The sequence below is a fragment of the Achromobacter marplatensis genome (assembly GCF_002209535.1).
GTDB classification, from domain to species: domain Bacteria; phylum Pseudomonadota; class Gammaproteobacteria; order Burkholderiales; family Burkholderiaceae_B; genus Achromobacter; species Achromobacter marplatensis.
The window spans coordinates 14,393-29,203 of the sequence record NZ_NJIG01000005.1 but is presented as its reverse complement, the minus strand read 5'-3'; the positions used below and the strand labels follow the sequence as shown (position 1 = coordinate 29,203).

Sequence of the window (14,811 nt, the reverse complement as noted above, 5' to 3'; positions counted from 1 at the left end):
GCCTATTTGGCGATTCGGGCGTCCAGGCTGTTGTCGGCCAGCGCTTGCGCCTGCGCCTGGGTCATGCCCAGGTGCTCGTACAGCGCATGGAAGTTCTCGTTGACGTAGCCGCCGAAGTAGGCCGGATCATCGGAGTTGACGGTGACCTTCACGCCCGCGTCCAGCAGCGTCAGGATGTTGTGGTCGCGCATGTGTTCAAACACGCGCAGCCGGGTGTTGGACAAGGGGCAGACGGTCAGCGGGATCTGTTCGTCGATCAGGCGGGCGATCAGGTTCGGGTCTTCGGCGGCGCGCACGCCGTGGTCGATGCGCAGCACCTTCAGCAGGTCCAGCGCTTCCCAGATGTACTCGGGCGGGCCTTCCTCGCCCGCATGGGCCACGGCCGGCAGGCCTTCCGCGCGGGCGCGGTCGAACACCCGTTGGAACAGTCGCGGCGGGAAGCCCTTTTCGCTGCTGTCCAGGCCGACCGCGATGAAGGCGTCGCGAAAGGGCAGCGCCTCGTCAAGGGTGCGCATGGCCTGCTCTTCGGGCAGGTGGCGCAGAAAACTCAGGATCAGGCCGCTGGTCACGCCCAACTGCTTGCGGCCGTCATCCAACGCCTGGCGGATGCCGTTGACCACAACGGCGAATGGCACGCCGCGGTCGGTATGGGTCTGCGGGTCGAAGAAGGGTTCGGTGTGCACCACGTTCTGCTCGCGGCACTTCAGCAGATAAGCCCAGGTCAGGTCGTAGAAGTCCTGCTCGGTGCGCAGCACGTCCGCGCCCAGGTAGTACAGGTCCAGGAATTCCTGAAGGTTGCCGTAGTTGTAGGCGCCGCGCAGGGCATCGATGTCGGGCCAGGGCAGCGCCACGCCATTGCGTTGCGCCAGCCGGAAGAGCAGCTCGGGTTCCAGCGAGCCTTCCAGATGCAGGTGCAGTTCCGCCTTGGGCAATGCGTTGAGCCAGTCGTACATGGGTGCTCCGATAAAAATGGGTGATGCAAAGGCAGAGGCCGCGCGCCTACGCGGCCAGTGCGATGTTGTCTGCCTGGATGGCGCGTTCGACCTGCTCGGTGAAGGCGCGGGCCTGCAGCGTACTGGGGCGGTCGCGGCGCCAGATGGCAGCCAGGGGCGATTTTCCGATGGCCGGGCGGGCCGGCAGCACGACGAGTTCGCCGCGGGCCTGGCGCACGGCGGCCACGCTGCCCGGCAGCATCCATAGATACTGCGAGTCCAGCAGTATTTCGCGGCCGAATTCCAGGGATAGGGCGCCGATCATATCCGGAATCGCCAATCCGGCCTTGCGCAGGGACATTTCCAGTTCGCCCCGGATGCGGCTGCCCGGCAGCGCAGTGATCCACGGGTAGGCCACATAGTCCGCCAACGTGGTGCCGGTGCGCCCCGCCAGCGGATGGCCGGTGGCGCAGGCCAGCACCACTTGGTCCTCCAGCAAGGTAGTGGAACGGTAGATCTGCGGATTGACCGTGGACGAGAAGCGGCTGATCAGCACGTCCACGCCGCCTGCGTCCAGGTCTTCGATCAGGCGTTCGTGCGTGCCGATCTCGATAGTCAGGGTGATGCGCGGATAGGCTTGCCGAAAGGCGCGCGCGGCCTGCGCGACCGGCCAGCCGGCGAACATCGAAAAGCACCCTACGGTCAGGCTGCCTTCGTCGCCGCGCGACATGGCGGCCAGATCGATCTCGGCTTTACGGAAGTCGGTCAACAGCAGGCGGGCATGCCGGCACATGGCCTCGCCCAGCGGCGTACAGGTGGTGCCCTTGGCCGTGCGTTCGAAGAGACGGGCGCCCACCAGCTCTTCGATCTCGGCGATCGCGCGCGACAGCCCGGATTGCGTGCTGTGCAACTGCGCCGCCGCCTTGGACAGGTTGCCCAATTCGGAGACGGTCAGCACGATTTCCAGGTGCCGGATGCGGAGCTTGCCTCGGAAGGGTGTCATGGCGCGCGGTCGGAGGGGATGTGCCGATTATTCTCCCGTGCCGGGCGCTTGGCAACGACGGCGCGGGATTCGGATATAGTTCGTCGCCAGGCAAAACAACGGATAACGCGGGGCACGCCAGTGGGAGCGGCCCGCAAGCCGGCTCGTAGGGAGACAGTCATGAATGCAGCGGTATTGGGCGCGCGACGGACGATCCGGCTTGCCGGCGCGGGGCTGATGGCGCTGGCCTTGAGCGCTTGCGGCGTCGCCAAGGTGGACGAGGTCTCCGTCAAGTGGCCGCCTTTCCGGGACGGTACGCCCGTGGTGCTGCCGTCGGACCCGACGCAATGCCCGGATTTGACGGGCACGTACCAGGCGCAGGGCGAATACCGCTCGGGCGACCGCGAAGCAAAATCCTTGAACGATTTGCGCAATTTCCTGATCTACCCGCTGGATCTTCAGGGCATGCGCGACCCTGTGCTGCCCGAATGGCAGTCGACGCCAGCAGCCACCGTGGCCTTCACGCGCGCGGGCGGCGGATGGGACGTGCTGGCGCTTGACGGGCGTGGGGCACGGTCGGCCGCATATCTGCCTGAGCTGAATGGCGCGCAGGATACGGCCGCCCTGGCTCACGATGCCAGGGCCGGCGTGCCGGACGGCATTCGCCGGCATACCGGTTGCGCGCAGGGCCGGCTGTGGGTCAGCGTGCGGCACGATTGGCGCCAGTACGAATCCATGGGCGTGCGGCGGCATGTGGCGCTGTTTCGCCCCGAGGCCGGCGGCCTGCTGGTGACCGTGCGAAGCGAATCCGATTCGATTGGCCTCTTGCCCTGGTATTCCAACGAAGGCAGCGTGTTCCAGTATTGGTTCGCGCCGGCCGCGCGGTAAGCGCGGTTCCTGCTGCCTGCTTGTCTTTCACGTTCGGGCGGCTGTGGTCGCCCTCAACCTGCGTTATCCATGACCCGTAAAAGCCTGTTCATCTCTATTGTCTTCCTGCTTGTCGCCTTGGTGCTGACCGCGCTGTTCTGGCGGCATCAGTTCGCGCACACGCCGCCTTCGCTGCGCCATCAGGTCGAGGGGGAATTGAGTGGCGACACGCACATCTACGGCGAGTCGCCGCGGCAGGACGCCATGGCCCAGCGCGCCTTGCTGGCCGACGCGCAGCGCGGCAATCCTGGCGCCCAGTTCATGCAGGCCGTGATGCTTGAGCCGGTCGATAGGGAAGCCGCGCTGCGCTGGTACGAGGCGGCAGCCGCGCAAGGGTACGAAGACGCCATCGAGCGTTTGCGGCAGCTGCGCGAGCAGCCTGCGCTGCGGTAGGGGGGGCCTTGGACGCTCCTGCCGCCGATCCGCGCGCCCGCTTCGTGTCCGGGCCCCTGGGCCCACATGTGCTGGAAATGATCCTGACGGGCTGGGCCAGCATGCTGGCCGTCTTCGCGGTGGAATTCCTGTCGCTGTTTTACCTGGGCACGTTGAAAGATGAAGCGGTGCTGGGCGCAGTCGGTTTCGGGTCGATGACGCAGTTCACGATCACGTCGGTGTGCATCGGCGTCACCGTGGGCGGCGCGGCGCTGGTGTCGCGTGCGTTGGGGTCCGGCAATGCGCGGCGCGCGCGGACGCTGGCCGGGGCGTCGCTGATCCTGATGGCGGGATCGGCGGTGGCAGCCGGCGCAATCTTCCTGGCGGCGATCGGGCCGTTTACCGCGGCCATCGGCCTGGCGGAAGACGTGCGTGGCCACTTGCTGTCGTATGTGCTGATCACGACGCCCTTCGCGGTGGTGATGGGGGTGGGCATGATGCTGTCGAACCTGCTGCGCGCGGCGGGTCACGGCCGCCAGTCCATGTGGGTGCTGCTGGCGGGCACCGCCACGGTGGCCGCGCTGGATCCCATCGTCATCTTCGTGCTGGATGGCGGCATGGAAGGCATCGCCTGGGCAAGCGGCGTGGGCCGCCTGGCCACGGTGGCGCTGGGCGCATGGCTGGTGTTGCGCAAGCATCGCCTGGTGGCCTGGCCGGCGTTGCGTGCATTGCAGGCCGACCTGGCGGCCATCGGCAAGATTGCGCTGCCTGCCGCCCTGACCACGCTGGCTACGCCCGCAGCGGTGATCTTCACCGTCTCGACGTACGCGGGCTTCGGCCCCAGCGTCATGGCGGGCGCCACGGTGGTGGACCGCGTGCTGCAATTGGCCTACTCGCTGTTCTTCGTGCTGCCCGGCGCCATCGGCCCCATTCTTGGGCAGAACCTGGGTTCGGGGCAGTGGGAGCGGGTGAAACAGACCGTCAGGCTGACTGCGCGCTGGGCGTTGTGCTACGGCTTTGCCGCGGCCACGGTGCTGGCGGTGTTGGCGCCCTGGGTGCCGGACGTGTTCCAGGTCACGGGCCCGGGCCGCGACCTGATCATTTTCTTCTGCCGCTACGGCAGCTTCGCCTGGGCGGTGAACAGCCTGTTCTTCGTGTCGATCGCCGTGTTCAACAACCTGGGCTACGCCACCTATTCCACGGTCATCGGCTGGCTGCGATCCACCCTGGGCACCTTGCCGTTCGTGTGGCTGGGCGCGCACTACGGCGGGCCCGAAGGGGTGATGCTGGGGCAGAGCCTGGGCTTTGCCTTGTTCAGCGTGATTGCCATGATCGTCTGCCTGCGCGTGCTGCGCGAGCCGCCGGCCGCGCTGTTGGCCAAGCGGGGCGCCTAGCGCCAGGTTGCGGTGCGACGGCGCACGGTTCGATTTCGGCGGCTGGTCGCGGTACGATCCTGCCTGACTTCGATTTTTCAGGATTACCATGCGCCAGCGTTCCTCAGGCCCTCGAATCGATACCTTTTCCCGCGCCTTGCTGGCTGCCGCCGTGATGGCGGCAGCCGCCGGCGCCGCCCACGCGCAATCGCCCGAGTCGGCGACCGGTTCGCGCGTCCAATCGCCCGCCCCGGCGCCGGTGCAACCGGCCTTGACGCCCAAGCGCTCCTTCGACGATGTGACGGCCGCGCAAGAGGCGGCGAAAAAGCCCGCCGCCACAGAGGTTCCGGCCGCCACGGCGACCCCGGCCCCGGCCCAAGTGCCCGCCGCGACGGCCACAACGGAGCCTGCCGCGGCGCCCACGGTCATTATCCCGACCGAACTGGACACCAAGGCGTGCATCGCAAAGCTGCGCAAGGGCGCCACGGCAAACGGCCTGACGGTGGCCGACTGGGACAAGTACACCGCCAACGCCAAGCTGTTGCCGACGACCGTGGCATCCGCTAAGGGCCAGCCGGAAGGGCGCGAAAGCTGGTGGGACTACATCGCCAAGACGGTTGATGATGAACGCGTCAACGACGGCCGCGCCGTGATGAAGAAGGTCGGGCCGCAACTGAATGCGATCGGCCAGCAGTATCAGGTGGATCCGGCCACGCTCGTCGCCATCTTCGGTATCGAAACGAACTACGGCCGCCAGATCGGCAAGACCGACGTGCTCAACGCCTGGTTGACGCGCGCCTGCACCGAAAACAAGACGCTGTGGGAAAAGAACGCCTACGCCTCGGTGCGCCTGCTGCGCGACGGCACGGTCCCCGCCGACAGTTTCGTGGGTTCCTGGAGCGGCGCATTCGGCATGACGCAGTTCATCCCGACCTCGTTCTACGAATTGGCCGCGGACGGCGACGGCGATGGCCGTATCGACCTCTACAACTCGCTGCCCGATGCGCTGGCCTCCACCGCCAACCATTTGCGCAAGCGCCGCGCCAAGTGGACGCATGGCCTGCCGGCTGTCGTGGAAGTGCGCGTGCCGGCTGAAATCGCCGCTGCGATTCCGCCCGAGCCCGACGCGGAGTACGTGGGTTCGCAAGACCGCCGCAGCATCGCGCAATGGGCCCAGGCAGGCTTGAAACAAGGCGACGGCTCGGTGCTCAAGCTGCCGTCGGGCAACGACGAGCAGGCCTATCTGTTTGCGCCCACCGGCGCCAAGGGCCCGGTGTTCCTGGCCACGGTGAATTTCGACGCCATCCTGCATTACAACCAGTCGCGCCGCTACGGCCTGGCCGTGTCGCTGCTGCTGAACCGCTTGCAGGGCGGCCCTGGCATCGTCGCGGCCTGGCCCACCGACGATCCCGGCCTGTCGCGCGCCGAGATTAAGCAACTGCAGGAAGACCTCTATGGCCGCGGCTATGACATCGGCGTGGCGGACGGCATTCCCGGCGCCAAGACCCGCGACGCGGTGCGCGCCGAGCAAGAGCGCCGCAACCTGCCGCAGGACGGCCGCGTGGGCAAGCGCATTTTCGACATCCTGAAGGCTGATCCGCCGTTGGCGGCGCGCGCGCTTCCGCCCAAGTAAGCCGGGTACCGTTTTCGGCTTCGACGGCGGCGTAAGACACGGGTCGCACCGGCAGACATGATGCCGGTAGCGGCCCGGCGACGCTATGATGGAGCCGTCACCTCATAGGCCCGTTTGTCATGCCGCAATCCGTGTTTCCTGACATTTTCCTGACTCCGCGGCTGCGCGCGCAGCGCATGCGGCAGGGGCATCTGCCGTTCATCACCGACATGCACGCCAATGCCGATCTGATGGAGACGATGGGCGGTACCCGCGACGCCGCCGCCAGCCGGCTCTACGTGGCGCAGAACGTCTCGCATTGGGACGAGTACGGGTATGGCATGTATGTGCTGGAAGATCGCCACACGGGTGCGCTGGCGGGCCGTGCCGGCCTGAAGTACACGGTGTCCGGCGACCACGGCGCCATCGAGCTTGCCTACGCCTTTCAGCCCGACTGCTGGGGGCAGGGCTACGCGGGCGAGATCGCCGCCTCGTTGATCGAAATGGGGTTCGAATTGTTGCCGGTGGACGTGCTGTCAGCCGTGGCGCTGCGCTCCAATGCGGCGTCTCGCCGCGTCATGGAAAAGACCGGCTTGCGGTATGTGGGCGAAACGGGGGGTGACGATGCCAGCGCCAAGGTCCGCTATGAAATCCGGCGCAGGGAATGGCGGGCCGCCCACGCGCCAGCCAGTGCCTGAGGGCGGGCGGATCGGCGCTAACATTGCGTCATGAGCACGACGACCCTTCCCGAAGACAACGACCCGCAGCCCGTTCCGCCGGAGCGCCCCGCGCCCGAGGAATGCTGCAACAGCGGTTGCATCCCCTGCGTATACGACCGCTATGACGAGGCCATGGAAGCCTACCGCGAGGCGCTAAAGGCCTGGCGCGCCCGCCACGAAGTGCAGGTCAACCTGCCAACTTCATGTGGATGATCGGGAACGGTCGGCCCGCGTCGTCTTGGGCCGACCTGCCCACGTCTTCGAATCCGTAGTGCTTGTAGAAGCCGTGAGCTTGCGGGTTCTGTTCGTTCACATCCACCAGCAGGGTGCCGTGCAGCGAACGCGCGAAGTTCAGCAGCCGGCGGCCGGCGCCTTTGCCGCGCTTGTTGGCGTCCACGAACAGCATTTCCACCTTGTTGCCGGACAGGCCCATGAAGCCGGCGAGTTCACCGGCATCGTCTTCACAGACCCACACGCGTACCGATGGCAGGTAGGTGTTGAGCACCTGCGGGTACATGGCCTGGATTTCTTTTTCGGTCAGGAAGGAATGCGTGGCGCGCACTGAACGGAGCCAGATGTCCGCCAGGACCAGGTCGTCGCCGTGATTGCGTTCTCGGATATTCATTTTCTTATTGATTCTGTTTGTCCAAAGGCGCCGCGGTCCTTGGCCGCCGCGCCTTCATCCTGCCTACAGTCCTGAACGGTAAAGCTCGGTAGCCGCCAGGACGGTTTCCATTTGCACAGTATGCGCGAAAACAAAGCGGTCGCCGTACACGGTTTCATCCGGAAACTCCGAGATCAGCGCCAGCGGCAGCTCTTCGCGATCGCTCTCGGTGATCTGCACCGGAATGCCGTTCAGCACGTCGAAGCCGGATTCGAGCGCGTGCGCATGAAAGAGTTCCAACTGGCGCGCATTGAATTCCACCAGCCCCGGTACATTGCGGGCCAGCCGGGCCGTCACGCCTTCGATCAGGCGGCGCGCGCGTTCGCTCCAGCCCGGATGATGGCGCAACACCAGGAAGAAGCCTTTGGGGACCGTCCACAGTTCGAAATTGCGAGGCAGGTAGCCGGATAGCGGACGCGTCCATTCGTGCGCGGGGTAGCCATGCAGGTTGATGTGCAGCTGCGCACCGCTGATCGCGTGCGCCTGGTGGCGGCCGTCGCGTTCGAAGAATGGGGCGTGTTCGCGGTAGGCGATGTCGTCGCCCAGGGCGCTGTAGCGCGACGCGTGCAGCATGTGGCGCGGATGGTGTTCGCGCAGGCGGTTAAAGAGCGCGTAGCCATCCGGGTTCTCGGCGGCGATCAGCGCAAAGTGCGCGTTGCCGCGGGCGGCCAGCGTCTGCGCGGCGCGCAGGGCGCCCACGACGCCCGAGGTCTCGTTGGCGTGCTGCGCACCGGAAATGAAGACGGCGGGGCCGGGGCCGCGCACATAGGTGCCCAGCACCGGGCGGCCCTGGCGGGAGACGGCCTGGAACGCATCGCCGCCGAACGCCGCCATGCAGCCGGCGATCTGGCCGGCCGTCAGGGGTTCACGGCGCTGGTCCAGCGGGGCGTCAAGCGGGGTGGCCACAACGGGCGCCGGCGCCTCGAACGGTTCGACCGAAATCTGCACGCGCGCGGCGCCGTCATGGCGTCGGATGTCGGGAATGATCTGCCCGGGCTGCAGGCCGCGGTCGCCGGAGGGGCGGCCGGAGTGGTGCTGGAAATGTTCCAGCAACGAAAAATACACATCCTCGTGCAGCGCTTCGAAGGTGCTGACGATCTCTTCGTCCACGGGCAGGGCGAAGTCCATGCCCGGCAGGTCGACGCGGATTTCCAGGCGGTCGAAGTACGGCTCGTGCGCACCCCAGGGGTGGTTGCGCACGGTGTCGACGATGCTGCGGAACACTTGCTGGTATTCGGTGGCCTGGGCGGCATCGGTCTGCACCTGGCCATCGGCGTCGCGTACCCGCAGCCAGCCGGTGGGCGACAGTTCAGGCTTGCCGTCCTGGGCCTGGCCCAGCTGGTTGGGGGCGAAGACGCGCGTCTCTACTTTGCGGCCGTCGGCGTAGGTCAGCGTGACGTCATAGTGCAGGTCGGATGCGCCGGCCTGCATCACCACGCGCACGCCTTCCATCAGGGCGACCAGCGGGTAGGCTTCCAGCGTGAAGCGCTTGGCCTGGGCATGCTCGTGCAACGGGTAACGCACGAGGGCGGACACGAGGCCCTCGCGCTCGACGTCTTCCAGGAAGAAATGCACCAGCGGTTTGTACGCGCTGCGAAAGCGCGCCGTCACACCGGCCTGCGCCAGCCGGGCTTCCGCCGCGCGGCGGGCGTCCACGCCCTCAAACAGCCAACCTTCCACGACCGCCCCGCGCCAGGCGGGCGCCATGTAGGCGTGGGTCCAGGCGTCCAGCGTGCGGTCGAATGTTTTTTCCAGCAAAGACATGCTTTGTGTTCCTTCGGAGTTCTTTCGTCACCCGGCAATGGGAAAAATGCCCCTTGCGGGGCATTTGTGCTTTACACCTTGCCGGTGGGGTCCAGGCGGTCTCGCAGCCAGTCGCCAAGCAGGTTCAGGCCCAGTACGGTCAGCATGATCGCCAGGCCCGGGAAGACGCTGACCCACCATGCGGTCTGCATGTAGGTGCGGCCATCCGCAAGCATACCGCCCCAGCTGGGGATCATCGGATCCACGCCCAGGCCCAGGAAGGTCAGGCTGCTTTCCAGCAGGATGTTGTTGGCCACGTTCAAGGTCATCAGGATCACCAGCGGACCCAGCAGATTGGGCACGATGTGGTGGCGGATCATCGCCAGATCGCGCACGCCAAAGGCGCGGGCGGCCAGCACGAACTCGCGTTCACGCAGCGCCAGGACCTGCGCCCGCACCAGGCGCGCATATTGCACCCATTGCGACACGATCATGAAGAAGATGACGTTGAACAGCCCGCCGCCCAGGATGGCGATGAACGTGATCGCCACCAGGATGAAGGGCAGCGCCAGCTGCACGTCGGCGAAACGCATGACGATCATGTCCCAGAAGCCGCGGTAGTAGCCGGCGATCAGACCCATGATGATGCCCAGCAGGGCGCCGCCCAGGACGGACGCGAAGCCCACCATCAGCGAAATCTTGCCGCCGACGATCACGCGGGCCAGCACGTCGCGGCCCAGCGGGTCGGTGCCGAACGGATGCGCGGCGGACGAGAAGGGCGCCATCAGGCGGGCGGCCAGGTCCATCGATTCGCCGCCGTCCGGGAACAGCCAGCCGGAGGTCAGCACCAGCAGGACCATGACGCCGGTCAGCAGGGCGCCCAGCACGAATTCCAGCGAACGGTAGCGGCTGCGCGGTTTGAAGGGCTTGGGAGCGGCGGCGGTGGGGGTGGTTGTCTGCATGATGCTTACCGCGTGCGGATACGGGGATCGACGATGCCATAGGCGATGTCGACGATCAGGTTGACCAGGACGATGACGGTGGCCAGCACGGTGACCGTGCCTTGCAGCACCGGGTAGTCGCGGCCGGAAATCGCGTCGAACGCCAGCGTGCCCAGGCCGGGCCAGTTGAACACCATCTCGATGACGACGATGCCGCCGATCAGGCCGCCGAACTGCAGGCCCAGGTAGGTGATCAGCGGAATTGCGCAATTGCGCAGCGCGTGCTTGTACAGCACCACGCGTTCCTTCAAGCCCTTGCTGCGCGCCACCATGATGTATTGCGCCGACAGCGTTTCCAGCATGGTCGTGCGCACCAGGCGGATATTGGTGGCGCTGAGGATGATGGCCATCGTCAGGGACGGCAGTATCAGGCTGGCCGGGCCGCTCCAGCCCGAAGGCGGCAGCAGCGGGAACGTGATCGACAGCAGCAGCACCAGCATCAGCGCCAGCCAGAAGTTGGGGAACGACAGCCCCACCAGCGACAGGATGCGGATGGCCTGGTCGGTGGTCTTGCCGCGCTTGATGGCCGCCTGGATGCCCAGCGGCAGCGAGATCAGGATCGAGAAGATCAGCGACGTGAAAGCCAGCATCAGCGTCGCGGGCAGCGCGTCGCCGATCAGCTTGGCGACCGACGTGCCGCCCATGAAGCTGCGGCCGAAGTCGCCGTGCAACAGGCCCTGCATGTACGACAGGTATTGCTCGTGGAAGGGGCGGTTCAGGCCCAGCGCCTGGCGGATGTTGGCCAGGTCCTGTTCGGTGACGCTGCCCGAGCCCTGGCTGAGCATCAGCGCGGGGTCGCCGGTCAGGCGCACGGCATAGGAGACAAGCAGCGTCACGGCGACGATCACGAAGACCGCCTGCAACACGCGTTTAATGAGAAATCCGGTCATAAGGCGCCGCCCCGGCTTGCGCCGGAGAGGGTCGGTAATGTTATTGCTTCACAAGGGGCACAGTGCCAGTGGGATGCCAAGGAGCCGGCTCCGCCGGTCCTTAGGCATGCCCCCTTGAGGGGGAAGCGCGTGAGCGCTTCGGGGGTGGGTTCAATCTACGCTGGCTTCAAGGAAGCGGAAACGGATGTCGCCGGGGACTTCCAGGTTCTTCACGCGCTTGTTCACGCCCACGATCGTATTCAGGCTGTACAACGGCAGTTCCAGCGCCTGGTCGGCCACGTAGCCGGCAATCTCCTGCAGCATGGCTTCGCGCTTCTTCACGTCGTAGACGGTGCGTTGCGCTTCCAGCATGCCGTTGAGCTTGGCGTCGTTGTCGTACGGGTTCCACTTCTGGCCCGTGTGGTACATCAGGTAGGCGGTGTTGTCGTAGTCGTACGTCCAGCCGCCCCACTGGTTCTGCCACATTTCGCCGGTCTTGCCGCCCGGGATGATGTCATTGAGCAGCACGCCGGTTTCGTACGGCTTGATGGTCGCGCGCACGCCCACGGCTTGCAGGTAGCCCGACACGGCCTGGGCCACTTCGCGGAAGTTCGAGTCGCTGCCGCGCACGTCGATCTGCACGGTGGCGCCCGGCTTCACGCCGGCCGCGGCCAGCAGCTTCTTGGCTTCGGCGGGGTTGAACGGCAGGGGCTTCTGTTCGGGGTTGTAGCCGAAGGACTGCGGGCCCTGGAAGCTGGCGATGACCTTGGCCTGGCCCAGCAGCAGCTGCTTGACGATGGCTTCACGGTCGACGGCCATGATCAGCGCGCGGCGCACGTCGCGGTTCTGGGTGATGCCGCCCTTGGTGTTGTAGCGCAGGGCGAAGGCCACGGGGCCGCCGGTCGAGATCACGTCGGCGTTGCCGGACTTCTTCACGGTGTCGATCAGGCCCAGCGGGATCAGCGTGGCGATGTCGATGCGGCCGGCCTGCAGTTCGGCGACCTGGGTGCCGGGTTCGCCGATGAAGCGGTACACGACCTTGTCCAGCTTGGGCTTGCCGCCCCAGTATTCGTCATTGCGCGCCAGGGTCACATTGACCTTGGGCTGGTAGCTTTCGAACTTGAACGGGCCGGTGCCGACCGGGTTCGTGTTGAAGAAGTCTTCGCCCTTTTCCTTGATGTACTTCGGCGGCACGATCATGGCGCCGTAGCCGGCCAGCTTGGTCAGCAGCACGGGGTCGGGTTGCTTCAGGATGAAGTCGACGGTGTGCTCGTCCACGACCTTGACCTCGCCGATCGAGTCGTAGTTGGACTTTTGCGGGCCCTTGGCGCCTTCCGCGCCCAGCAGGCGGTCGAAGGTGAACTTCACCGCTTCCGCGTTGAAGGGTTCGCCGTTGTGGAACTTGACGCCTTCGCGCAGCTTGAAGCGCAGGCGCTTGTTCTCGTCCAGGTATTCCCAGCTGGTGGCCAGGCCCGGCTGCAGCTTCAGGTCGGCGCCGCGCATCGTCAGGCCGTCGTACAGGTTGCCGCCCACGGAACCCCAGAAGGTCACGAAGGTGTCGATCGGATCCCAACTGCCCGGGTCCTGGTTGATGGCCACGCTGAGCGTGCCCGCGGCATGCGCGGTCGAGAAGACGGCGGGCAGCGCGCCGCCCAGCGCCAGGGTCAGGGCGGCGGCGGTGAAGGTGGTGCGTAGGGATTGCATGTTCGCTCCAGGGACGGGAAGTCGGGTCGGGCCGAGGGAAAAAGGGGGATTCAAGCCGCCCGGGCCACTTGGTGGCCGGGCGCGAATTCGATCAGGGGGATGATGGCGGGTTCGTCGCCCACACGGCGGACCGGGCTGGGGATTTCGCCTTCGATCAACGACGTGTCGATGTGGCGGCCGGGTTCAGCGACCGGCACCGCGGCCAGCAGCTTGCGGGTATAGGCATGTTGCGGCGATTCGAAGATCTGCCGGCGCGTGCCCAGTTCCACGATCTGGCCCAGATACAGCACCGCGACGCGGTGGCTGACCTTTTCCACCACCGCCATGTCGTGCGTGATGAACAGGTAGGACAGGCCGCGGTCTTTTTGCAGGTCCATCAGCAGGTTCAGGATCTGCGCCTGGATGGACACGTCCAGCGCCGACACGGATTCGTCGGCGATGATCAGTTTGGGGTTGCTGGCCAGGGCGCGCGCGATGCAGACGCGCTGGCGTTGGCCGCCCGAGAATTCGTGCGGATAGCGCTTGGCGTGTTCGGGCTTCAGGCCCACCTGCTCAAGCAGTTCGCCCACGCGGCGGGCAATGGCGGCGTCGCCGGCGAGGAGGCCGTGCGTACGGATGGGTTCGGCGATGCTGAACTCCACCGTCTTGCGCGGATCCAGCGACGCGTAGGGATCCTGGAAGATGTACTGGATTTCCTGGCGCAGGCGCTGGCGGCCCGCGGCGTCCATCGAAAAGATGTCCTGGCCGTTGTAGCGCACCGCGCCCGAGGTGGGGGCCACGAGCTGCTGCAGGGTCTTGCCGATGGTCGATTTACCACTGCCCGATTCGCCCACCAGCGCGAGCGTTTCACCCGGGTAGACGTCAAAGCTCACTTCTTCCACGGCATGCACGCGGTGCGTGACGCGGCCGAACAGGTTGTGGCCCACATCGAAGCGGGTGGTCAGCTTTTCAACGCGCAGCACCGGTTCGTCGTAGCGCGCCGTGTCCTGTTCGCGCGTTTCGCCCACTTCGCGCAGGGTGTCGCCATCCAGCACGGTCTGCGGCGTGCGCAGCGGCAGGTCGCTGCCGGTCAGGCTGCCCAGCCGCGGCACGGCGGCCAGCAGCGCGCGGGTATAGGGATGCTTGGGCGCGTTGAAGATCTCGTCGACGGTGCCTTGCTCGACCTTCTTGCCGCGCAGCATCACGACCACGTCGTCGGCCATCTCGGCCACCACGCCCATATCGTGCGTGATGAAGATGACGGCCGTGCCCAGGTCGCGCTGCAATTCGCGGATGGTGTTCAGGATCTGCGCCTGGATGGTCACGTCCAGCGCAGTGGTCGGTTCGTCGGCGATCAGCAGGCGCGGCTGGCACGACAGGGCCATCGCGATCATCACGCGCTGGCGCATGCCGCCGGATAGTTGATGCGGATAGCGGTCAAGCAGCTGCTCGGCGTCCGGCAGGCGTACCTTCTCAAGCAGCTTGCGCGCCGATTGGCGGGCGGAGGACCGAGACAGCTGCTGGTGCAGCATGATGGCCTCGACGATCTGGTCGCCGATCGTGAAGACCGGGTTCAGCGAGGTCATCGGCTCCTGGAAGATCATCGCGATGTCGTTACCGCGGATCGCGCGCATCTGCTCGTCAGTGGCCTTCGTCAGGTCGGTCTCGCGGCCGTCGTTGTCGCGGAACAGGATCTGGCCCGTGGCGATGCGGCCGCTCGTGTAGTCGGTCAGCCGCATGATCGCCATGGACGTGACGGACTTGCCCGAGCCCGATTCGCCGACGATTGCCAGCGTCCTGCCGGGCCGGACATCGAAGTCCAGGCCGTCGACGGCGCGGAACACGCCGTTGTCGGTATTGAAATCAACCGATACGCCGCGTACGGACAGCAACGGGGCGGACGAAGAGGCAGTAGTGCTAGACAACGTGGATTC

At 66.2% G+C, this 14,811-nt stretch carries 14 protein-coding genes; 6 read left to right on the top strand and 8 right to left on the bottom strand.

Going from position 1 to position 14,811, the window contains the following annotated elements; genetic code table 11:
• Window positions 1–2: 2 nt before the first annotated feature.
• Both CEY09_RS12930 and CEY09_RS12925 read right to left on the bottom strand, forming a co-directional pair.
• On the bottom strand, window positions 3–953 hold the full coding sequence (locus tag CEY09_RS12930) for an adenosine deaminase (RefSeq protein WP_088588921.1): 951 nt from the start codon (window positions 951–953) through the stop codon (window positions 3–5).
• Window positions 954–999: 46 nt separating this feature from the next.
• Complete coding sequence (locus CEY09_RS12925) at window positions 1,000–1,935, bottom strand: LysR family transcriptional regulator (protein ID WP_088588920.1); 936 nt, start codon at window positions 1,933–1,935, stop codon at window positions 1,000–1,002.
• A gap of 159 nt (window positions 1,936–2,094) precedes the next feature.
• Here CEY09_RS12925 and CEY09_RS12920 point away from each other — a divergent pair, with 159 nt between their 5' ends.
• From CEY09_RS12920 to CEY09_RS12895, 6 genes are all read left to right on the top strand, one after another.
• Window positions 2,095–2,802, top strand: a complete 708-nt coding sequence (locus CEY09_RS12920; protein ID WP_088588919.1) for a hypothetical protein — start codon at window positions 2,095–2,097, stop codon at window positions 2,800–2,802.
• Window positions 2,803–2,871: 69 nt separating this feature from the next.
• Window positions 2,872–3,234, top strand: a complete 363-nt coding sequence (locus tag CEY09_RS12915) for an SEL1-like repeat protein (protein WP_088588918.1) — start codon at window positions 2,872–2,874, stop codon at window positions 3,232–3,234.
• Window positions 3,235–3,242: 8 nt separating this feature from the next.
• Window positions 3,243–4,607, top strand: coding sequence for an MATE family efflux transporter (locus CEY09_RS12910; protein ID WP_088588917.1), 1,365 nt, complete (start codon window positions 3,243–3,245; stop codon window positions 4,605–4,607).
• 88 nt (window positions 4,608–4,695) lie between these two features.
• Entirely contained in the window at window positions 4,696–6,219 is a 1,524-nt protein-coding gene (locus CEY09_RS12905) for a lytic murein transglycosylase (protein WP_088588916.1), read from the top strand.
• 119 nt (window positions 6,220–6,338) lie between these two features.
• Complete coding sequence (locus CEY09_RS12900) at window positions 6,339–6,896, top strand: GNAT family N-acetyltransferase (RefSeq protein ID WP_088588915.1); 558 nt, start codon at window positions 6,339–6,341, stop codon at window positions 6,894–6,896.
• Window positions 6,897–6,926: 30 nt separating this feature from the next.
• A complete protein-coding gene (locus CEY09_RS12895) occupies window positions 6,927–7,130 on the top strand; it encodes an oxidoreductase-like domain-containing protein (RefSeq protein WP_088588914.1) in 204 nt (67 codons plus the stop codon).
• Here CEY09_RS12895 and CEY09_RS12890 read toward each other — a convergent pair.
• The 6 genes from CEY09_RS12890 to CEY09_RS12865 form a co-directional block, all read right to left on the bottom strand.
• On the bottom strand, window positions 7,105–7,542 hold the full coding sequence (locus tag CEY09_RS12890; protein WP_006225776.1) for an acetyltransferase: 438 nt from the start codon (window positions 7,540–7,542) through the stop codon (window positions 7,105–7,107). The two genes, CEY09_RS12895 and CEY09_RS12890, sit on opposite strands and share 26 nt — an antisense overlap.
• A 63-nt stretch (window positions 7,543–7,605) precedes the next feature.
• Complete coding sequence (locus tag CEY09_RS12885; protein WP_088588913.1) at window positions 7,606–9,345, bottom strand: M14 family metallopeptidase; 1,740 nt, start codon at window positions 9,343–9,345, stop codon at window positions 7,606–7,608.
• A gap of 71 nt (window positions 9,346–9,416) precedes the next feature.
• On the bottom strand, window positions 9,417–10,286 hold the full coding sequence (locus CEY09_RS12880) for an ABC transporter permease (protein ID WP_006225778.1): 870 nt from the start codon (window positions 10,284–10,286) through the stop codon (window positions 9,417–9,419).
• Between the two features lie 5 nt (window positions 10,287–10,291).
• Complete coding sequence (locus tag CEY09_RS12875; RefSeq protein ID WP_006225779.1) at window positions 10,292–11,215, bottom strand: ABC transporter permease; 924 nt, start codon at window positions 11,213–11,215, stop codon at window positions 10,292–10,294.
• Between the two features lie 150 nt (window positions 11,216–11,365).
• A complete protein-coding gene (locus tag CEY09_RS12870; protein WP_006225780.1) occupies window positions 11,366–12,898 on the bottom strand; it encodes an ABC transporter substrate-binding protein in 1,533 nt (510 codons plus the stop codon).
• A 50-nt stretch (window positions 12,899–12,948) separates the two neighbouring features.
• Window positions 12,949–14,802: an ABC transporter ATP-binding protein gene (locus tag CEY09_RS12865; protein WP_088588912.1), complete on the bottom strand. Its 1,854-nt coding sequence runs from the start codon at window positions 14,800–14,802 to the stop codon at window positions 12,949–12,951.
• Between the last annotated feature and the right edge of the window lie 9 nt (window positions 14,803–14,811).